The sequence below is a fragment of the Spirosoma litoris genome, from assembly GCF_054776755.1.
In genome coordinates this window covers 1-20,267 of sequence record NZ_BAAHBI010000032.1, presented here as the reverse complement: position 1 = coordinate 20,267, position 20,267 = coordinate 1, and the positions used below count along the sequence as shown (strand labels likewise).

Genomic DNA, 20,267 nt, shown 5'->3' with positions numbered 1-20,267 from the left:
CCTTCACAGCGCAACGTCGGTAGAAAAAACGATTTCAAAACATGAGACACGTCTACCGACGCTGCACTGTTTGACCCCTACGGGATTTTGCCCGCGTTAAAAATCAATTCGGGGTCACACAAAATACTCAAATCTAATTTCACTGGCCAGTCAGTAAACTGGAATAATCGTTCGCTGAGCAAAGGGTATGTTTCAACAGACAGTATATTTAGGCATTGACTGTCTCCTACTCCTATGAAACGTTTTTTGCTCCCCTTACTCTTTCTATCGGCTATATTATTTATAGCGGCTACTCTGACAAATAAACTTGATCCACCTGGCTCTGGCAACGACTGGCCGGAATATCTGGGTGGCCCCGACCGTAACCACTACTCCACGCTTACCCAAATTGATACCACCAATGTGAGTAAGCTGAAGCTGGCCTGGGAATATCACACGCTGGATTCAGGGCAAATTCAGTGCAACCCGATCATCAAAAATGGGGTGTTGTATGGCATGACGGCTACCACTCAACCTTTCGCCCTTAATGCCGCTACGGGTGAGCACATCTGGACACGAAAGGATACCACAACGGTACGGGCAATGGCTCGTTCGGGTAGTACCAGCCGGGGAGTTACGTACTGGGAAAAGGGTGACGACAAACGTATTCTGTTCACCAATGGTCCCTGGTTGTATGCCATCGAAGCGGCCACCGGCAAACCTGTCAACTCGTTTGGCGATCAGGGCCGCACTAGCCTGAAAGCCGGATTAGGCCCAACAGCAAAAGACAAATCGGTTATCTCCAACACACCTGGCACGGTATATGGCGACCTGATCATCATGCCGATGCGCCTTTCGGAAGGGGCCGACGCGGCTTTGGGTCATATTCAGGCGTTTAATATCCAGACCGGCAAGCTGGCGTGGGTGTTCCATACGATTCCACAACCGGGCGAGTTTGGCTATGAAACCTGGCCTAAGGATACCTATAAAAATACGGATGTAGGTGCCGCGAATAACTGGTCGGGTATGGCGGTTGATCGTCAACGGGGTATTTTATACGTACCGACTGGATCAGCGGCTTTTGATTTTTACGGTGGGAATCGGCTGGGAGCGAATCTGTTTGCCAACTGTCTGCTAGCTCTCGACGCTAAAACCGGCAAAAGGCTCTGGCATTTTCAACTCGTTCACCATGACATTCTGGACCGCGATGCCCCTTCTCCACCCAATCTGGTGACGGTCACTCACAATGGCAAGAAGGTCGATGCGGTAGCGCAGGTGAGTAAACAGGGCTATGTATTTTTGTTCGACCGGGTAACGGGTAAACCGCTGTTCCCAATCAAGGAAACGCCCATGCCCGCTTCAGATGTGGAAGGTGAAAAAGCCTGGCCAACGCAACCCATTCCGACCAAACCAGCTCCGTACGCCCGAAATATATTAACCGAAGTAGATATCAGCCCTCTGGCCGAAAATCGCGCAGAGTTACAGGCAACGCTCAAAAAAAGCCGTTACCAGGGTGCATTTACACCGCTCAGCAAAGGGGGTACTATTATCTATCCGGGCCTCGATGGTGGGGCCGAATATGGCGGAGCGGCTGTAGATCCAGACGGCATTATGTATGTCAACAGCAATGAGATGGCCTGGTTGATTTCACTGAACAAGAAAATGTCCAACGATCAGCTGGCTCAACTCAGTCCTGGTCAACGGGTGTATACCACCACTTGCGCGCAATGCCACGGTGCCGAGCGAAAAGGGAATCCGGCCAGTGGCTTTCCTTCGTTAGTCGACATTGGAAAACGCCGGAATAAGGCATTTGTCCATAACATCGTTTCGAACGGGAAAGGGATGATGCCCGGATTTCCCAGCTTGTCTGCTAAGGAAAAAGAGTCATTGCTGTCGTTTCTTTTCGGAGATGAGAGCAAGGAACAAAGCCATGACGCCGAACCGGGCTTAAGTAAAGCTGAGCAAGCCAAAACAAAAGTCCCGTACCAGATTTCGGGCTACAGCAAGTTTCTGGACAAAAACGGTTATCCGGCGGTTAGTCCTCCCTGGGGCACACTGAACGCAATCAACCTGAACACGGGCGAATACGTTTGGAAAACGGTTCTGGGAAATTATCCAGAACTGAAGACTAAAGAACCAACTGGCTCAGAAAGCTACGGCGGACCGGTCATTACGGCTGGTGGAGTACTGTTTATTGCCGGTACTAAAGACGGACTATTCAAAGCTTATTCGCGAAAAACAGGTAAGCTACTTTGGCAGACAAAACTCCCAGCCGCAGCGTTTGCCACCCCTAGTACTTATGAGGTGAATGGCAAACAATATGTCGTTCTGGCTTGCGGAGGCACCAAATTAGGCGCGGCAAAAGGCGATAGTTACGTAGCATTTGCCTTGCCGTAAGCCAACAATTTTAACTTATTATGAACCAGGCCATCGGTATTGATTTAGGCGGTACCCGAATCAAAGGAGTCCTCATTGATACAAGAACGGGGGAGGTTTTAGAGAAGCGAATCACACCTACCAACGACGGTGAAACCAACAGTTGGAAAACGGTTATTTCTCAAACCGTTCAGGAGTTGAAGGCCAGCACGAGCGAGCCCATTTTGGGCGTCGGTTTAGCGGCTCCAGGATTGCCTAATACAGATAATTCGGCCATTGCCTGTATGCCGGGTCGTTTGCCAGGGCTGGAAGGATTCGCATGGGGAGATTTCCTGAACGAACGAGTCTGGGTACTGAACGATGCTCATGCCGCCGTCCTGGCCGAAGCCCGCTTTGGTGCCGCCCGAAACATTTCCAACGCTGCCATGCTCACGCTGGGCACGGGGGTTGGCGGTGGTTTGTTGGTCAATGGTCAATTATACCAGGGCTTTTTTCAGATGGCAGGCCACATGGGCCATATGACTGTCGATGCCGACAGCGACCAACTCGACGTAACCAACGCGCCCGGCAGTCTAGAGGATGCCATCGGAAATGTAACGGTTAGTCGCCGATCATATGGCCGGTATAAGAGCACGCATGAATTGCTCGATGGCTATGCCCAAGGTGAACCCATAGCCACGCTCGTCTGGCTAACGTCTGTACGCCGGTTGGCTGTAGCCCTTGCGTCCATCGCCAATTCGTTTTCGCCCGAAGTGATCGTGCTGGGTGGGGGCATTACACAGGCGAACGATGCCTTGTTTACACCCTTACAAACCTTCATGGACTTATTCGAATGGCGACCCAGTGGCAAGAAAACCATTATTTGTAAAGCACATTTTGAAGACTGGGCCGGTGCCATTGGCGCAGCGGCTAGTTTTCAGGAATAATTGTTTCAGGTTCCATGTTTAACTGGCCCAACCTGAAACATGGAACTTGAAACATGGAACTTAAAACCATTTTAACTTCTTAACGATGTCTCTCACCTCCCAATACATTAAAAAAACCAGAGCGATTCTGGAAACAGCCGAACAACAAGCTGAAGCCATTCAACAAGCCGCCCAATGGTTTAGTCAGACGATTCTCGCCGGGCGGATGGTGCATCTGTTTGGTAGTGGCCATAGTCGTATCATGGTCGAAGAAATGTGGCCGCGTTATGGTTCTTTTCCCGGCTTCAACCCAATTGTCGAGTTGTCGCTTTCGTTTCATAATCTGGTGGTAGGGGCCAATGGACAGCGGCAGGCTATGTTTCTGGAAAATGTGCCCGGCCTGGCTCAGCGTATTCTGCGGAATTATGATCTGTCGGAGCAGGATTCGGCGCTGGTGATTTCGTCAAGCGGCTGTAATGTCGTGCCTATCGAAATGGCAGAGTTGTTTCAGAAACGGGGGGTAAAGGTTGTTGCCCTGATTACCAAACAGCATGCCGATAACAGCATCAGCAAACGGGCCGATGGTAAAAAATTGAGCGACTTCGCTGATTTAGTGCTGGATACAGGCGCAGCCATGGGCGACGCAATGGTAACTGTTCCGGGACTAGATACGCCGGTATCGCCCGGATCAACTGTGGGTGGAGCTATTCTGGTAAACTGCATCAAAGCCGAAGTCGCCAATCTACTGACGCAGGCCGGTCATCCTCCCAGAGTACTTTCGGCGGCTAATGTGGTAGGGCCAGAACGGGCGGTATCGTTATTCGAAAGTGCATACGATGAACACGCCCACCGGATGGCAAAACTCTACGAGCGGGTTGGCGTTCCGTCGTATGTTAGTGAATCAGAATATACAAAGTAGGCCTAAAACGGATCAGAAAGTAAGCTATAGTATTTACGATTTAAGCAACCAGACAGTTAATTTTTGTGTGACCCCGATGGGGTCATACATTAGAGCAGATTCAGATTAAATTTAACCACAAAGGCACAGAGAGGTAAGCCACTATTAACCTCTGCGTCCTCTGTACCTCTGTGGTTAGCGAATTTGTAAGGTTACTATTTTTTAATTAAAGCTCGCTCTAAATTCAAGCGGAGAAAAATTCGTTTTTGATTTAAACAGTTTGCTAAAGGATTGAGGATGCTCGAAACCCAACATATAGGCAATTTCGCCCACCGTCAGATCGCTAATAGCTAACACCTCCTTTGCTTTTTCAATGAGTTTATTATGAATATGCTGTTGCGTATTGTGCCCGGTTAGCGCCCGCAACATATCGCCTAAATACCTCGGCGAAACCTGTAATTCGTCGGCAAAGTATTGAACCGTTGGCAGGCCTTTCAGCAAGGCCGTTTCGTCGTCAAAGTAGGTATGCAGTAACAGGTCGAATTTCTCCAGTAAGGCATTATTGATCGACTTGCGGGTAATAAACTGACGCTTGTAAAAGCGCTGACTATAGTTAAACAGCAGTTCCAGATGCGATATCAACACATCCTGGCTTAGGTCATCGATAGCCGTTTCCAGTTCATCGCCTATGTTTTTAGCAATCGTGGTAATGATCGTTTTTTCCTTATCCGATACGTGTAATGATTCGGTCACCGAATACGAGAAAAACCCATAGTTTTTGATTTTGGTATCCAGTTGATAATTCCGAAGGAAATCGGGGTGTACCAGCAAAGTAAACCCTACGCTATCATTGGGCGTTTGAAAGCCTGTTAACGGCTGCCCTGGCGACGTAAAAAACATACCGCCCTCATCGAAATCGTAGGTCGTCTGGCCATACTTCATTCGACAACCTGCCGATTCGTTGTAGGTAATGTTGTAGAAATCCATCACAAAGGGGGCTGCCAACATTTCATTGGTGATTCTCACTTTGCTGTAGTCCAGCATACTAATCAGCGGATGCAAGGGTCGTGGCAAACCAAAAGCCCGTTGCATTTCTGTAATAGACTGATAGACCCGTGGTTTGTTGCGCTGCTCTCCTTTCATAGCTCTCTAAAGATATTGCCGGTACAGATGAGAAACCATTTGTACCGGCAAAGTAATTCCAATACGTTCATCAGGCTTCTGCCAACAGTTGCTTAATACCTTCCCGGAAAGCCTCATCGCCTACGGCAAGGCGCTGGGCATACAGGGTTTTAGCATCTTCGCCACACACATAGCGCAATGTATGCTTGCCATCCGTAGCGGCTTCATACACCACTTCGGCAATCTGTTCAGCCGTAGAAGCCGCTTTATCGGGCGTGACAACTGCCAGAAATTTCGCCAGCAACGACTCATAAGCCGGATGCGAAACAATCACCGATTTAGACCCGATTTCGGTAGCCACCAGACCCGGTTCGATGGTTTTGATACCGATCCCGAATTCGGCTAATTCAAACGAGAGGCTTTCGCTCCAGCCTTCCAGCGCCCATTTGCTGGCATCATACATTGAGCTAATCGGAAAACCCATCAAACCCGCCGACGAACCTGTAGTGATAAACAACCCGGCTTTCTTCTCCCGAAAGTAGGGAATAAACGCCTGCGTAACCCGAACAACGCCCAGGAAATTAGTTTCCATTTGCTGAACCAGTTGCTCGTCGGTAGTGGCTTCCAGAGCACCCATCAACGCGTAACCTGCATTGTTAAACACGACATCTATATCGCCCAATGACAGAGCTTTCCGAGTAGTCTCTTTAATCTGCTCCCTATCTGTCACATCCAGCGGCATTAGGGTTATATTGTCTAGTAAATTCAGTTCACTTTCGGCCTCTGGCTTACGCAGAGTAGCAATCACATTCCAGCCTTTGGCGGCAAATAGTTTTGCTGTTGCCTTACCAATTCCGGTCGAAGCACCGGTAATAAAAATGGTCTTTTTCATTTGCTCTCGTTTGTTTTCGAGATGCAAAGCTCATGTGCCAGCGGTTGGTGCCTGTAGCGAAACTGGTAAATCTTGTAGTCAAAATGGTGAAAAGCCTTAAAGTATCAGCAAATGGCTTTCCTATATACTCTCAACATCAACTGTTCGCCACCGGTATTTCTACCTAATTCAAAACCAACTCAAGGTTTACCAAAGGCCTTATTCATTGATTTATTCCATTAATCGCCCAGTCAGCATTTACAACCGACTGCAACCGCTGTTTATTGAAGATAAAGAAGATTATATTTAAATTAACGGGTTATTAAGAATTTTCTTCTCCCTGTATACTCATTAATAAAATCCAATAAATTATATTGAATCCCGATCTAATCTATGCCTTTTGGCACTTTCGTCAATTGAAACTGCACACCTCTATACTAACTCGTATAAAACCCAAATCAATTCATCAATAATGCGTTATTCTACTTACTCAGTCTTTGCTATGCTGCTGGTCAGTCTCAGCACAGCATTGGCTCAGACAATTCCTTCGCCCAAGGAACACTTTGGTTTCGATATCGGCGATGATTACCAACTCGCGACCTACACCCAAACCGAAGCGTACGTTAAGAAAGTAGCTGCGGCCTCGGATCGAACAAAGTTGATGGACATTGGCCTGACCGAAGAAGGTCGACACCAATTCATGCTCATCGTTTCGTCGCCTGCCAACCTGAAGAATCTGTCGCGCTTTAAAGAGATTTCACAGAAAATGGCCCGCGCCGAAGGACTGACTGAAGATCAGGCCCGTGCGATGGCTACCGAAGGTAAAGCGGTGGTTTGGATTGATGGCGGTCTGCATGCCACCGAAACCGTTGGTACCCACCAGCTAATCGAAACCATTTACCAGTTGACGAGCCGGAAAGATCCAGAAACGATGCGGATTCTGGATAATACAGTTATCCTGCTGACCCACGCTAATCCCGACGGCCAGGAGATTGTAACGAACTGGTACATGCGTGAGCCAAAACCAGAAAAACGGTCGCTGGATAACGTTCCTCGTTTGTATGAGAAATATGCCGGTCACGACAACAACCGCGATTTCTTTATCATGAACCTGAAAGAAACCCAAAACATTGGTCGTCAATTGTTTGTCGAGTGGTTTCCTCAGATCATGTATAACCACCACCAGGCTGGCCCGGCAGGTTCGGTACTGGCAGGGCCGCCTTACCGCGATCCGTTTAACTACGTGTTCGATCCGTTAATGGTAACGGGTATCGACGCGCTGGGTGCGGCTATGGTTAACCGGATGAATGCTGAAAACAAGCCGGGTTATACCCGTTTGGGTGGTTCAGTTTTCTCGACCTGGTATAATGGCGGTCTGCGTACAACCACGCACTTCCACAACATGATTGGTTTGTTGACCGAAATCATCGGCAACCCAACACCCGAAGAAGTTCCGCTGGTGCCTAGCCGCCTGATTCCGAACGGCAATACGCCGTTTCCTGTAACTCCTCAGAAATGGCATTTTAAACAGTCTATTGATTATTCGGTGTCACTAAACTATGCTGTGTTGGATTACGCTGCTCGCTATCGGGATGAGTTGTTAATGAACATCTACCGCATGGGCAAAAACTCCATCGACCGGGGTAGTAAAGATTACTGGGGACTGTCGCCGAAGAAGATCGACGCCATCAACCACGCCTTTCAGACCGATCCTAAGAAGCCAACGTCAACTTCGACCAACGCTGCTTTAGCACAATATGGCTTTATTCCACGCGGGGGTGGCATGCCAGTTAAATACTACGACACGATCATGAAAGCTCCGACGCTGCGTGATCCCCGTGGGTTTATCATTCCAGCCAATCAGCCTGATTTCGCTACAGCCGTTAAGTTTGTTAACGCGTTGATTCGTACAGGCATCCAGATTCAACAGGCTACAGCCGACTTTACGGTAGCGGGCAAGAAATATCCGGCAGGCTCTTATGTGGTCAAAACAGATCAGGCGTTCCGTCCGCACTTATTGGACATGTTCGAGCCACAAGATCACCCGAACGATTTCCAGTATCCAGGTGGCCCTCCAGTTCGTCCATACGATGCCGCTGGTTGGACACTGGCCTATACCATGAATGTTCAATTTGACCGGATTCTGGACGGGTTTGACGGCCCTTTCAAGAAACTGCCTTATGGTGAACTCCAATCGCCCGAAGGTCATGTAACGGGAGCTGCGGGCGGTGGGTATTTGTTGAGCGCCAAAGCCAACAACTCGTTCATTGCCGTCAATGATTTATTAGCCTCTGGTGTTGATGTGTTCCGACTGCCCAATGGTGTCGGTGGCAAATCGACCGTAGAATCAGGGGCATTCTTCGTTCCCGCTTCGGCTAAAGCCAAATCGCTGCTGGACAAATCAGCTAAAGATTTAGGGATCGAAGTGACGGGAATTGCCAAAAAGCCAACCACATCGATGAGCAAAGTATCGCCTATGCGGATTGCCTTGTGGGATACCTATGGTGGCTCAATGCCATCGGGTTGGGTTCGTTTCCTGATGGAACAATATCATTTCCCGATGAAGGTTATTTATCCACAGGACATTGATGCGGGTGATCTGAAGAAGAAGTTCGATGTTATCATCTTCGTAACCCGCGCTATTCCGCCAGCAACGGGTGCTGATAACGACATTTTCCGTGGTTTCGATCGGGAGCCAAAAGAAGAAAGCACACCCGCAGAATACCGTCCGTGGCTAGGCAAAATCACGGCCACCAAGTCGATTCCGCAAATCAAAGCGTTCCTGGAAGCAGGCGGATCAGTCGTTACGATTGGCACCAGCACCAACCTGGCGTACCACCTAAAGCTACCCGTTAAAAACGCCCTGACCGAAATGACAGCTGCCGGTACCGAGCGCCCACTGCCGAACGAGAAGTACTACATTCCAGGTAGTGTTTTGCGCGTGAATCTGGACTCAACTCAGCACGCCACCTGGGGTATGCCTAGCCTGACTGATGTTTATTTTGATGCCAGCCCGGTGTTTAAAATCGCGCCGGAAGCCATTGCCAAAGGACTGGTAACACCCCTCGCCTGGTTTGATACCAATAAGCCGCTACGTAGTGGCTGGGCCTGGGGACAATCGTATCTGCAAGATGGTGTAGCCGCCTTTATGGCCCCAGTGGGTGCGGGTAAATTGTACGCCTTCGGACCAGAGATTACCTTCCGGGCACAGGCGCAGGGCACCTTCAAACTGCTTTTCAACCAGCTTTACGGCTCGGGCAAAAGTGGATCACAAGGCAGCGATATTGTCAGTGAGTAATACTTCACTGAATTAACGATAAATTACACTTCCTCAATAACTGAAAGCTCGCAACCGCGTCCGGTGTCACACTCCTTTTGGATATGATGCAGGGCGCGGTTTGCTTTTGTGAGATGCCATCACCGTGATGTACCGTGATGTCGGTTTCTCAAAACCGACATCACGCTGGGGTAACTCAGTCTTGATTGTTTTTCTTCATCATCCAATCTCCTCTCTAATGATCAAACTTTTCAAATTGGGTATTGCCCTCTTGTTGTTCAGTCAAACAGTTGGGAAATCGCAGACAATCCCATCGCCCAAGGAGCATTTTGGTTTCAACATTGGCGATGATTATCAACTCTCGAACTACACGCAGACCGAAGCGTATTTCAAGAAATTAGCAGCTTCGGATCGGACTAAGCTAGTCGATATCGGGCTAACCGCCGAAGGTCGGCACCAGTATATGCTGATTGTTTCGTCGCCTGAGAATATCAAAAAACTGGCTCGTTACAAGGAGATTTCCCAGCAACTCGCCCACGCCGAAAACCTCACCGATGAGCAGGCACAGGCTTTGGCAAACGAAGGGAAAGCCGTGGTCTGGATTGATGGTGGTCTTCATTCGACAGAAACGGTCGGGACAATGCAACTCATCGAAACAGCCTGGCAATTAGTGAGTCGAAAAGATCCCGAAACGCTTCGCATCCTCGACAATGTGGTTGTTCTGCTCACCCATGCCAATCCCGATGGGCACGAACTTGTGGGTAACTGGTACATGCGCGAGCCGAACCCAGAAAAACGTACGCAGGAATTTCTACCCAAACTATATCAGAAATACATCGGGCATGATAACAACCGCGACTTCTTTATCATGAATCAGCGGGAAACCCAAAATATTGGCCGCCAATTGTTTGTCGAATGGATTCCCCAGATTCTGTATAATCACCACCAGCGCGGGCCAACGGGTACTGTCCTGGCTGGGCCTCCCCTACGCGATCCGTTCAACTATGTGCTCGATCCACTGACCGTAACGGGCATGGATGCGCTTGGCTCAGCAATGATCAACCGCCTGAACACGGAGAACAAACCAGGCTACACGCGCCTAACCGGCACACCTTATTCGAACTGGTTTAATGGGGGGTTACGTTCTACGACGCTCTTCCACAATATGATTGGGCTATTGACTGAAATCATTGGCAACCCAACGCCCGAAGCTATCCCGCTCGTCCCCGATCGACTGATTCCCAATGTGAATTCGCCATTCCCAATCACCCCGCAGAAATGGCATTTTAAGCAATCCATCGACTATTCGCTGTCACTCAATTATGCCGTACTGGATTATGCCGCTCGTCAACACGATCAACTATTGTACGGGATTTATCGGATGGGCAAAAACTCCATCGAACGAGGTAGCAAAGATTCCTGGACGCTGTATCCTAAACGCATTAATTCCATCACGCCCATTTATCAGGCCGATCAGCGAAAAAACAGCCCTGCTAGTCGAACTTCCAGCGAGACAGCCCCACGGGCTGGCGACATTCCCACGGCTTATTATGACTCGCTCGTAAAAGCCCCTAGTCTCCGTGATCCTCGTGGGTTCATCATTCCGGTCAATCAGCCCGATTTTGCAACGGCTGTTACGTTCATTAATGCCTTGATGAAGAATGGCATACAAGTTCAGCAGGCAACTGCCGATTTTACCGTTGCAGGCAAGAAATACCTAGCAGGCTCCTATGTGGTCAAAACAGATCAGGCATTCCGGCCACATGTGTTGGATATGTTCGAGCCGCAGGATTACCCCAACGATTTCCAGTACCCAGGTGGCCCTCCGCTCAAACCGTACGATGCTGCTGGCTGGACGCTGGCTTACCTGATGAATGTTCGGTTTGACCGGGTTCTGGATGGTTTCGATGGCCCCTTCAAGAAACTGCCTTACGGTGAACTCCAATCGCCCGAAGGTCATGTAACGGGAGCTACGGGCGGTGGTTATATCCTCAGCGCCAAAGCCAACAATTCGTTCATTGCCGTCAACGACCTGCTGGCTTCGGGTATCGATGTGTTCCGTCTGCCCAATGGTGTCGGTGGCAAATCGACCGTAGAATCAGGTGCCTTCTTCGTTCCGGCTTCGGCTAAGGCCAAATCGCTGCTGGACAAATCAGCTAAAGATCTGGGGATCGAAGTGACGGGAATTGCCAAAAAGCCAAGCACATCGATGAGCAAAGTATCGCCCATGCGCATTGCTTTGTGGGATACATATGGTGGCTCAATGCCATCGGGTTGGGTACGTTGGCTGATGGAGCAGTATCATTTCCCGATGAAGGTTATTTATGCTCAGGACATTGACGCGGGCGACCTGAAAAAGAAATTCGACGTTATTGTTTTTGTTACTCAGGCCATTCCAGCCGCTGGGCGTGAAAACGAAGCATCGGGTTTTGCCGCCCGACGCGAACCGAAAGCTGATGAAATTCCAGCCGAGTATCATCCGTGGCTAGGCAAAATCACGGCAAATAAGTCGATTCCGCAAATCAAAGCATTCCTGGAAGCAGGCGGATCAGTCGTTACGATTGGCACCAGCACCAATCTGGCTTATCACCTGAAACTGCCCATTAAAAATGCCCTGACTGAAATGACGGCTGCCGGTACCGAGCGCCCCTTGCCGAACGAGAAATTCTACATACCGGGCAGTGTGTTGCGGGTAACGCTGGATTCGACTCAACAGGCGACCTATGGTCTGTCGACGTTAACGGATGTCTATTTCGATGCCAGTCCAGTATTTAAACTAGCCCCCGAAGCCATTGCAAAAGGACTGGTAACGCCCCTCGCCTGGTTTGCCACCAACAAACCGCTGCACAGTGGTTGGGCTTGGGGCCAATCTTATCTACAGGATGGTGTGGCCGCTTTTATGGCCCCAGTGGGTGCGGGTAAATTCTACGCCTTTGGGCCAGAAATTACCTTCCGGGCACAATCGCAGGGCACGTTTAAATTGCTGTTCAACCAGCTTTATAACACTGGCAAAAGTGGCTCACAAACTAGTGCTTTGACAAACTAGATTCTAACTGTTTCTATAGATTCTTCCGATTGCTATTGTACTGATAATCAGAAACGATAGAATCAACCGTGCGGGCGGCCCTGAGAATCTCTAGAATCTGAATGGAAAGAGTACTACTAAAAACGAGCTACCGCGCTTACCCCCACACGCTCTTTGATTGTGAGGTAAGCGCGGTTTACTTTTCCATACGATCTACTTGCAGGGTTACTGGTAAGCGTTTATCTTTGTATAGAGTAACAGGAAATGGTGTCTTCCTGACCCAACCGCCCTCTTGTGGGGATGATGGCGCCTATTAGATCAAAACGTTGGTTCAACGTTCTAATAGGTATTGCTATATGTCATCATCTCGTTTTCGAATCCCACGTCCGCTTGCTCTACTCTTCTGGAAGCAACCCATTTTATTTTTTCTGGTCAAATGGCTACTACTGTCGGCCTTTATCGGGTTGTTAGTCGGCTCCGCATCAGCTTTGTTTCTGGTTTCACTCGATTGGGCAACTGCCTGGCGAGAATCGCATCGATGGGTCATTACTCTGTTGCCCGCGGCCGGATTTCTAGTCGGTGCTCTGTATCACTACGCAGGCCAGGATGTAGAAGCAGGGAATAATTTACTGCTGGCTAACATTCACCGGCCGTCAAAGATCGTTCCGCTAAAAATGGCACCTTTCGTACTGATCGGTACGATTGCCACTCACTTGTTCGGCGGATCGGCAGGTCGCGAAGGAACGGCTTTGCAAATCGGTGGGTCTATCTCCGATCAGTTTACCAGACTCTTCCAACTGCGTCCGCGAGATCGACGCTTGTTGCTGATTGCGGGCATTGCAGCTGGATTCGGTTCAGTATTTGGAACACCTTTGGCCGGAGCCATCTTTGGGCTGGAAGTATTTTTACTTGGTCGAGTCCAATACGACGGGCTGTTTCCAGCCTTGGCAGCTTCTTTTTTTGCCGACATGACTACTCGTGCCTGGGGTGTTGGTCACACTCACTATCACATTCCCATTGTGCCTCAGCTCACGGTTGCCCATGTGTTATGGGCCATGCTGGCAGGGGCTCTTTTCGGCGGTTGCTCCGTCGTATTTAGTTCGCTCACTCACTCCATCAGCAGCTTTTTCAAAAAGCGGGTTGCCTACGCACCACTTCGTCCGGTACTTGGCGGAACACTGGTAGCGCTGGCAGTTTTTGCGCTGGGAACAACCAAGTACATCGGCCTGGGTATTCCGACTATAGTGGCTTCGTTTACAACGTCGTTACCACCGTACGACTTTGCCTTAAAAATCCTGTTCACCGCTTTAACGCTTGGTGCAGCTTTTAAAGGTGGAGAAGTTACACCGCTGTTCTTTATTGGCGCTACACTAGGCAATGCACTTTCCTATTTCATTCCATTGCCTACTGGGCTATTGGCCGGGATGGGTTTTGTTGCGGTGTTTGCGGGTGCTGCTAACACCCCTTTGGCCTGTATTCTGATGGCAATAGAACTGTTTGGAGCAGATTGTGGGCCCTATGTTGCCATTGCCTGTGTGATGGCCTATTTCTTCTCTGGACATCGGGGTATCTATGGCTCGCAGGTTATAGGGCAGCCCAAACACCTTGTCTATAGTCGCCATACAGGTCAAAATCTGGCCAACTTGAGAACGATTCGATCAAAAAAAGATTACACAAAACACTGATTTTGCCCCGCTCAAACTGTCGACGCTTCACATTTATCTGCATCATGGGCAACGGGTCCCGCCAGCCTCGATTTGGGGAAAACTAGATTGATAATCAACGCCTAAACCATCAAGTAGAATCGACCGCGCGGGCGGCCCCGAGAATCTGTAGAAACATCTAGAATCTATTTTGCCAAAGTAGTTGCGCAACCAATTAGTTGCGCGTATATTTGCAACCAGTTAGTTGCACAACTAAATCAGAGAATCAATGAGACGAGATGTTTTTCAGGCCATTGCCGATCCAACAAGGCGGGCCATTATTTTATTGATTGCTTCTCAGGCAATGACACCCAATGCTATTGCTGAACATTTTGATACAACTCGACAGGCGATATCCAAGCATCTCCACCTATTGGCCGAGTGCGAATTGGTAAAGCAAGATCATCAAGGCCGAGAGATCTATTACCGGCTGGAACTAACCAAAATGAAAGAAATCGATCAGTGGCTCGACCAGTTCAGAAAGCTGTGGGAAAGCCGCTTCAATGAACTTGACAATGTATTAGCAACACTTAAAAACGACAGAAAATGAACACCAACTTAGCATTTGATTTTTCCGTAGATAAGGCCAACAACACCATCACGGTAAAACGTGAATTTGCCGCCGAACTCCCTTTGGTTTGGGATGCGTACACCAAAAGCGAAATTCTGGACCAATGGTGGGCCCCTAAACCCTGGAAAGCAAGAACCAAAACAATGGACTTCCGAGAAGGCGGTCATTGGCATTATGCGATGGTAGGACCAGAAGGTGAGGAACATTGGTCCTGGATTGATTATCAGCACATTCAACCGCAACAAAACTTCAAAGGGCTCGACGCTTTTGTCGAGCCAGATGGCACACTGAAAACCGATTGGCCCCGGTCGGCCTGGGACGTAACCTTTGCTGATAAAGGCGAAGTAACACTTGTTGAAATCAACATTTCCTATGACGACCTAGCCCAACTGGAAGCCACTCTACAAATGGGCTTTAAAGAAGGTCTGTCAATGGCGATGGAAGGCTTAGACGAATTGCTTCCTTCTTTGAAGAAGTAGTAAAACGGATACGTACTGGAACGGCCAGATACATGTCATAGCTTGGCGATGATGTGTATCTGGCCGTTTTGCTTGATCAAGTTATTTTATTGATTATCAAACTACTAACAAGTAGCTATTGCAAAAATTAACAAACATTATGTATTCTTGCCAAAGCTATTAAAACATCTGGCGGCAGATGCATCACCAGAAACCTCATGATATCCGTAGTTAGCAGCCGAGGTAAAAAAGTGTTGACGTTACTACACATCACCCTACTTGCCTCGCTCATGGCCGGTATTTATGGCATCGTACACGATCAACTTACCTACACGATCTCGCCAGAGTATTATACCAAGTTCAAGTTTTACCAATTCGGCCTTATGGATTCGGGCGACGAAGTCCTTTTCCGAAATCTGCGTATAGACGTAGCTATAGTTGGTTTCCTGGCAACCTGGTGGACGGGATTGCTAGTCGGTCTTATTTTGGGGCTTGTCGGCTTCATTTATAAAGACGCCCAGCAGATGTTCCGAATAACCATTAACGCCCTATTCGTAACTATTTTTGTTGCTTTCCTGACTAGCCTTATCGGGTTCATTTACGGTGCATTATATGTAGCTAATACAGCCGTAGACTGGTGGTTTCCCGATAATTTGACCGACCGAAAGAGCTTTATTCTCGTTGGTACAATGCATGACTTTAGCTATTTAGGTGGACTAATGGGGCTACTGGCTGGTATCTTTTACAGCCTACGAAAGAAACGTATTCAACAATAAGCTGACTTAAGTAAATGGGGGAATTACAAATTATAACTCACCAGAAAAACGACCTAAAAATTGCCGAGGTTATTTCAACTGGTATTCTTATTAAAAACATTGATGACGGCAAAGATTTAGCCGCTAACTTATATTATCAGGGTTTCGACAATGTGATTGTTCACGAGAAGAGTATTAGTCCTGATTTTTTCGATCTAAAAACGAGAATTGCGGGAGAAATACTTCAAACGTTTTCAAATTTCAGAGTTAAGCTCGCCATCCTTGGCGATTTCACTTCTTATGCGAGCAAAAGTCTAAACGATTTCATTTTTGAAAGTAATAAAATGGGCCAAATAAATTTTGTTAGCTCGCTAGAAGAAGCGTTAAAAATATTAGGTCGATGATGTTTTTTTATTATTCCGACGTCAGGAGGAATCTCAAACTCCCTAAACGAGAATCTAGAGATTCCTCCTGACGTCGGAATGACAAAGACCAAGCAATTTTATCTCTATTATTAAACATACATTAGCAAGATTATCAACCAACTATCTATCAGTTCATACTCGAATACCGCTTAGGTTTCATGCCCATGTACCGTTCAAAGATTCGTGTAAAATGGCTTAAGTTGGTAAATCCCATTTGATAACCAGCTTCCGATACCGACAGACCTTTATTTTTTAGTAAGTAAGCAGCTTCGTTAATTCTCAGACGCTGATGGTAATTATAAATAGTATTGCCAAAAATCTGCTTAAATAGTCGATTTAATTTACTTTCACTCATCCCCGAAACGTGCGTAAGTTCTGGCAAATTAGGGGGTTTCGATAAGTCCGAAATTACGTTATCCCGAATACTATAAATCAGTTTAACATCGGCAACGTTTACCGGATAATGGCTCGTATTCTCTCGCTTTAATAATTCAGTAAAGAACAGGTAAATTAACTCTTCGGCTTTTACTCTGTAATAAAAATCCTGCAGTTCAGCAGGTGCGGACGCTGATATTATTTTACTAGCAATTTCCTGCATTTCTGCCGAAACAATTTCTTCGTATAGATACGGTTGAGTGCCCGAAATAATATTTTTCAAGGCAACACCTTCGTCGTCTCGATTTATCAATTCTTTCAGCAAATCGACATGAACGCTAACGATAATCGTATTGATTTTTGCGTGGATCGGAAACGATAGGTCTAAATCCATATCCGCCGAACTCACCTGCACTGACGGAAACAATTGTACCGACTGCCCCCGGTTATCTACCCCTCGCTGTGGGTTAACTACATTCCGGAAGCTAAAGGTAATTACATCGCTCCGCGACTTGGTCGCCAATCGTTTACCGCTTACCTCTACAGCCAGTTCATATTGATGAATCAGTATGCTCATCAACGGCCCAAGTTTAATCCGCTTAATATACCCTTTCCCAATGGTCTCAGGTAATTGAAGCACGTCATTTTCGATGGTACGCCCTGATAATTGGGCAATCATTTCCATGAGACCAGGCCCTTCCGATGAATTAAACTCGAAGACCATATTGTACGATTTTGGACTATTAATTAGCGAAAAGTAGCTATTTTATCTTAGTAACGGCAATGACCTTTGCACTATACTTACTGATTTAACAAATTATGATAGCTAATAACTTAGTATACCAAAAACGAATTGCCATCATCGGCGGTGGCCCCGTCGGACTTACAGCCGCAAGACTCCTGCATCTGAAAGGTGTACCTGTAACCGTCTACGAACGCGATAAAGATGCCACTGCCCGAATTTCGGGTGGCACCTTAGATCTTCATAAAGAAACCGGACAAAAAGCATTGAAACAGGCAGGTTTACTGGATGAATTTTACAAGAATTCCCGCCCAACCGGCATGCTTATCAGCAATAAGCACGGCGAGGTGCTGATGACTATGAAGCCCGACACGAGCAAGCCTGAAATTGACCGACCTGTTCTCCGAAAATTACTATTGGATAGTCTTCCTGAAACAACCGTGGTTTGGAACAAGCATGTTGTTTCTATCACGAAAGAGGCCGATGTTTTTACGTTACATTTTCAGGATACGACGACAGCTAAGGCCGATTTGGTCATTGTGGCCGATGGCGGCATGTCGAAGGCCCGGAAGGCCATTACTAGCACTCTTCCCGAAGAAACAGGCACCTACGTTATTCAGGGAGAAATACAAAATCTGGAAGCCGATTGCCCTGCTATCTATGCACTTCTTAAGGCAAATAATCTAGCCGATGTGGAAGACAAAAAATCATTTTTTATGCAGCAAAGAGGGGATGGTAGTTTATGTTTTTATGTATCCTTCCGGCAATCGGAGCAGTGGATTAAGGATACGCACCTCGACTTTACAGATCCATCGGCGATCAGGCAATTTTTGTGTAAGTTATTCAACGGCTGGAATCCCATCTATAGCAAGCTGTTTAGGTGTTGTGATACCTACAATGGGTTTCCATTACGAATTTTCCACGCGAATGCCATTCAAACACCACACACGGGTATTACGGTCATTGGCGATGCGGCCCATATTATGCCACCATTTGGCGGATTGGGCGTCAACATGGGCCTGAAAGACGCCCTGTTATTGACAAACAACCTAACCAACGGTAACTTTTCAACCAGTCAATCGGCAATCGATGATTACGAACAAAAAATGGTGGCTTATGCTTCATCGGTTCAGCAAGAAACGCTTGCGGCCGATGATCGAATACACAACCAGACCGAGCACTCGAGCAAGCGATTTAAAGAACGATTGAATTTAAAAATAGCAAAGATCGTGCAGTTTGCCGCCCTCCTCGTTATGTTCCTTACGGTTGGCGTTTTCTGGGGCGTTTGGTTATCGTATAGCCGTTCTTACAACCTATTTTCGCTAGATGAATTGATTCATATTGCCAATGTGGGTGTTCAAAACCTCGCCCTGTCGATGCGATTTATCTCGGGAACCTGTCTTGCCTTGCTATCGGCGACGGCCTATTTTATGGCTTCTAAAAAATCGAAAGAGTTTTATTTTGTGCTGGCGTCAATCGCCCTTCTTGTCATTACGCTGGTGCTTACTGTGGCCATTGAAGTGCCGATCAACAATCAGATTATTAGCTGGGCTCCATCAACCGCACCGACCAACTGGGAGGAAATTCGGAATCGATGGCAATTTGTCAATACCATCAGAACGATTGCTGCCCTGGCAAGTTTTGGGCTATTTACAACGGCGATTCTGAAACCATTTGGTCAGAATTTATTCGCTTGAAATCAACGATTTTGTACACTTTCCTTGTAGAAACAATCCATCCATCAGCCGATAACTAATAAAGATTGGTTAGCCTACTGGCTGAACATTTAGCTTTGTCATTGCTGACCGAACCAGATCTGATAATTACGCTACGTCAGCTTTGAATACTGCACGAATGGATATACAGTCTTTATATCAACGGGCAATCAAGTTTGCCACGGCAAAACATGTAGCCGAAAACCAGCTTGTGCCGGGTAGCAATCTGCCTTATGTGGTTCACTTAAGCAATGTGGCGATGGAAATTCTGGTAGCCGCTCCTTATTCGCCAAACTTCCAGCTGGGCTATGCCGTCCAGTTAGCCTTACTACATGATACGCTGGAGGATACATCGGCTTCTTTTGATGAAATCGCAACCGAATTTGGCATCGAGGTAGCGAAGGGAGTTTCGGCACTAACCAAAAACGATGCGCTACCCAAAGCAGAAAAAATGGCGGATAGCTTAAGGCGTATCAAAGAACTTTCACCCGAAGTTTGGGCGGTAAAACTAGCCGACCGCATAACCAATCTTCAGGTGCCGCCGACCTATTGGAGCGGTGCAAAAAAAAGTGAATACAGGCAGGAAGCAATAACCCTGCTGAATGAGTTAAAAGGCGGAAATGCCTATCTTGAAAAACGCCTGCATGAAAAAATTGTAGACTACGAAAAATATATTTCAGGTGAGACGAGTTTCTTTTTTCGACAGGATTAACAGGACACAACAGGATTTCCTTCTAGCCTTAACGTAAATAATGGATAAAACCTGAAATTATTAACTAATTACCAATCATTTATAAGATTGTTTTTTGTCATCCCGACGCCAGGAGGGATCTTTGGTAAATAACCAGTTGCCGAAGATCCCTCCTGGCGTCGGGATGACAAAAAACTAGTATAATTCTATTCGTAAATCCTCCATTATTCACGTTAGCCTTAATCCTGTTTTATCCTGTTAATCCTGTCAGAAAACTATCTTCAGTCGATTAGACCAATTTGACACTCTATAAAAAATAGGGTAGTTCTAAACTTGTAATGATAGGTTGTAGTTTGTGACCACAAATCTGATTGATTTG

Annotated in this window: 15 protein-coding genes and 1 riboswitch; of the genes, 12 read left to right on the top strand and 3 right to left on the bottom strand. The window is 47.3% G+C overall.

All coding sequences use genetic code 11. The annotated features are described in order from the left end of the window. The first annotated feature begins 234 nt into the window (after window positions 1-234). The 3 genes from ACYVGR_RS18700 (at window position 235) to ACYVGR_RS18690 (ending at window position 4,179) form a co-directional block, all read left to right on the top strand. Entirely contained in the window at window positions 235-2,376 is a 2,142-nt protein-coding gene (locus ACYVGR_RS18700; RefSeq protein WP_460959417.1) for an outer membrane protein assembly factor BamB family protein, read from the top strand. Between the two features lie 20 nt (window positions 2,377-2,396). Next, window positions 2,397-3,281, top strand: coding sequence for an ROK family protein (locus tag ACYVGR_RS18695; RefSeq protein ID WP_460959415.1), 885 nt, complete (start codon window positions 2,397-2,399; stop codon window positions 3,279-3,281). An 85-nt stretch (window positions 3,282-3,366) separates the two neighbouring features. Further along, window positions 3,367-4,179 (top strand): sugar isomerase domain-containing protein, encoded by an 813-nt coding sequence (locus ACYVGR_RS18690; protein WP_460959413.1) that lies wholly within the window; start codon window positions 3,367-3,369, stop codon window positions 4,177-4,179. 201 nt (window positions 4,180-4,380) lie between these two features. Here the strand turns inward: ACYVGR_RS18690 and ACYVGR_RS18685 are convergent, their stop codons facing one another. Then, on the bottom strand, window positions 4,381-5,301 hold the full coding sequence (locus ACYVGR_RS18685) for a helix-turn-helix domain-containing protein (RefSeq protein ID WP_460959411.1): 921 nt from the start codon (window positions 5,299-5,301) through the stop codon (window positions 4,381-4,383). A gap of 70 nt (window positions 5,302-5,371) precedes the next feature. Beyond that, window positions 5,372-6,172 (bottom strand): SDR family oxidoreductase, encoded by an 801-nt coding sequence (locus ACYVGR_RS18680; RefSeq protein WP_460959409.1) that lies wholly within the window; start codon window positions 6,170-6,172, stop codon window positions 5,372-5,374. A 451-nt stretch (window positions 6,173-6,623) separates the two neighbouring features. On the opposite strand from ACYVGR_RS18680, the gene ACYVGR_RS18675 reads away from it, so the two are divergent. The 7 genes from ACYVGR_RS18675 to ACYVGR_RS18645 all read left to right on the top strand — a co-directional run bounded on the left by ACYVGR_RS18675 (window position 6,624) and on the right by ACYVGR_RS18645 (window position 16,344). After that, window positions 6,624-9,449, top strand: a complete 2,826-nt coding sequence (locus tag ACYVGR_RS18675) for a M14 family metallopeptidase (RefSeq protein WP_460959407.1) — start codon at window positions 6,624-6,626, stop codon at window positions 9,447-9,449. Window positions 9,450-9,666: 217 nt separating this feature from the next. Further along, window positions 9,667-12,474 carry a M14 family metallopeptidase gene (locus tag ACYVGR_RS18670; RefSeq protein WP_460959405.1) on the top strand — a complete coding sequence of 936 codons (2,808 nt, stop codon included), beginning with the start codon at window positions 9,667-9,669 and terminating at the stop codon, window positions 12,472-12,474. 230 nt (window positions 12,475-12,704) lie between these two features. Next, window positions 12,705-12,773, top strand: a riboswitch (Fluoride riboswitch). Window positions 12,774-12,809: 36 nt separating this feature from the next. After that, the gene (locus ACYVGR_RS18665) at window positions 12,810-14,138 is read left to right on the top strand and encodes a voltage-gated chloride channel family protein (RefSeq protein ID WP_460959403.1); all 1,329 of its coding nucleotides are present in this window, start codon (window positions 12,810-12,812) and stop codon (window positions 14,136-14,138) included. A gap of 247 nt (window positions 14,139-14,385) precedes the next feature. Next, a complete protein-coding gene (locus ACYVGR_RS18660; RefSeq protein ID WP_460959401.1) occupies window positions 14,386-14,706 on the top strand; it encodes an ArsR/SmtB family transcription factor in 321 nt (106 codons plus the stop codon). Next, window positions 14,703-15,206, top strand: a complete 504-nt coding sequence (locus ACYVGR_RS18655; protein WP_460959399.1) for an SRPBCC family protein — start codon at window positions 14,703-14,705, stop codon at window positions 15,204-15,206. Before ACYVGR_RS18660 ends, ACYVGR_RS18655 begins: the two co-directional genes overlap by 4 nt. A 197-nt stretch (window positions 15,207-15,403) precedes the next feature. Then, entirely contained in the window at window positions 15,404-15,961 is a 558-nt protein-coding gene (locus ACYVGR_RS18650) for a hypothetical protein (protein WP_460959397.1), read from the top strand. Between the two features lie 14 nt (window positions 15,962-15,975). Further along, the gene (locus ACYVGR_RS18645; protein WP_460959395.1) at window positions 15,976-16,344 is read left to right on the top strand and encodes a DUF4180 domain-containing protein; all 369 of its coding nucleotides are present in this window, start codon (window positions 15,976-15,978) and stop codon (window positions 16,342-16,344) included. Between the two features lie 148 nt (window positions 16,345-16,492). On the opposite strand, the gene ACYVGR_RS18640 is transcribed toward ACYVGR_RS18645, so the two are convergent. Next, entirely contained in the window at window positions 16,493-17,464 is a 972-nt protein-coding gene (locus tag ACYVGR_RS18640; protein WP_460959393.1) for a helix-turn-helix domain-containing protein, read from the bottom strand. 95 nt (window positions 17,465-17,559) lie between these two features. Here ACYVGR_RS18640 and ACYVGR_RS18635 point away from each other — a divergent pair, with 95 nt between their 5' ends. Both ACYVGR_RS18635 and ACYVGR_RS18630 read left to right on the top strand, forming a co-directional pair. Further along, window positions 17,560-19,179: an FAD-dependent monooxygenase gene (locus ACYVGR_RS18635; protein ID WP_460959391.1), complete on the top strand. Its 1,620-nt coding sequence runs from the start codon at window positions 17,560-17,562 to the stop codon at window positions 19,177-19,179. A gap of 142 nt (window positions 19,180-19,321) precedes the next feature. Continuing rightward, window positions 19,322-19,909 carry an HD domain-containing protein gene (locus tag ACYVGR_RS18630; RefSeq protein ID WP_460959389.1) on the top strand — a complete coding sequence of 196 codons (588 nt, stop codon included), beginning with the start codon at window positions 19,322-19,324 and terminating at the stop codon, window positions 19,907-19,909. The last annotated feature ends 358 nt before the right edge of the window (window positions 19,910-20,267 follow it).

What these genes read in the sequence shown, in the direction of transcription:
- ACYVGR_RS18670 (WP_460959405.1), top strand. Translation starts at nt 9,667, where the DNA reads ATGATCAAACTTTTCAAATTGGGTATTGCCCTCTTGTTGTTCAGTCAA.
- ACYVGR_RS18655 (WP_460959399.1), top strand. Translation starts at nt 14,703, where the DNA reads ATGAACACCAACTTAGCATTTGATTTTTCCGTAGATAAGGCCAACAAC.
- ACYVGR_RS18685 (WP_460959411.1), bottom strand. Translation starts at nt 5,301, where the DNA reads ATGAAAGGAGAGCAGCGCAACAAACCACGGGTCTATCAGTCTATTACA.
- ACYVGR_RS18635 (WP_460959391.1), top strand. Translation starts at nt 17,560, where the DNA reads ATGATAGCTAATAACTTAGTATACCAAAAACGAATTGCCATCATCGGC.
- ACYVGR_RS18640 (WP_460959393.1), bottom strand. Translation starts at nt 17,464, where the DNA reads ATGGTCTTCGAGTTTAATTCATCGGAAGGGCCTGGTCTCATGGAAATG.
- ACYVGR_RS18645 (WP_460959395.1), top strand. Translation starts at nt 15,976, where the DNA reads ATGGGGGAATTACAAATTATAACTCACCAGAAAAACGACCTAAAAATT.
- ACYVGR_RS18700 (WP_460959417.1), top strand. Translation starts at nt 235, where the DNA reads ATGAAACGTTTTTTGCTCCCCTTACTCTTTCTATCGGCTATATTATTT.
- ACYVGR_RS18695 (WP_460959415.1), top strand. Translation starts at nt 2,397, where the DNA reads ATGAACCAGGCCATCGGTATTGATTTAGGCGGTACCCGAATCAAAGGA.
- ACYVGR_RS18680 (WP_460959409.1), bottom strand. Translation starts at nt 6,172, where the DNA reads ATGAAAAAGACCATTTTTATTACCGGTGCTTCGACCGGAATTGGTAAG.
- ACYVGR_RS18665 (WP_460959403.1), top strand. Translation starts at nt 12,810, where the DNA reads ATGTCATCATCTCGTTTTCGAATCCCACGTCCGCTTGCTCTACTCTTC.
- ACYVGR_RS18660 (WP_460959401.1), top strand. Translation starts at nt 14,386, where the DNA reads ATGAGACGAGATGTTTTTCAGGCCATTGCCGATCCAACAAGGCGGGCC.
- ACYVGR_RS18690 (WP_460959413.1), top strand. Translation starts at nt 3,367, where the DNA reads ATGTCTCTCACCTCCCAATACATTAAAAAAACCAGAGCGATTCTGGAA.
- ACYVGR_RS18675 (WP_460959407.1), top strand. Translation starts at nt 6,624, where the DNA reads ATGCGTTATTCTACTTACTCAGTCTTTGCTATGCTGCTGGTCAGTCTC.
- ACYVGR_RS18650 (WP_460959397.1), top strand. Translation starts at nt 15,404, where the DNA reads ATGATATCCGTAGTTAGCAGCCGAGGTAAAAAAGTGTTGACGTTACTA.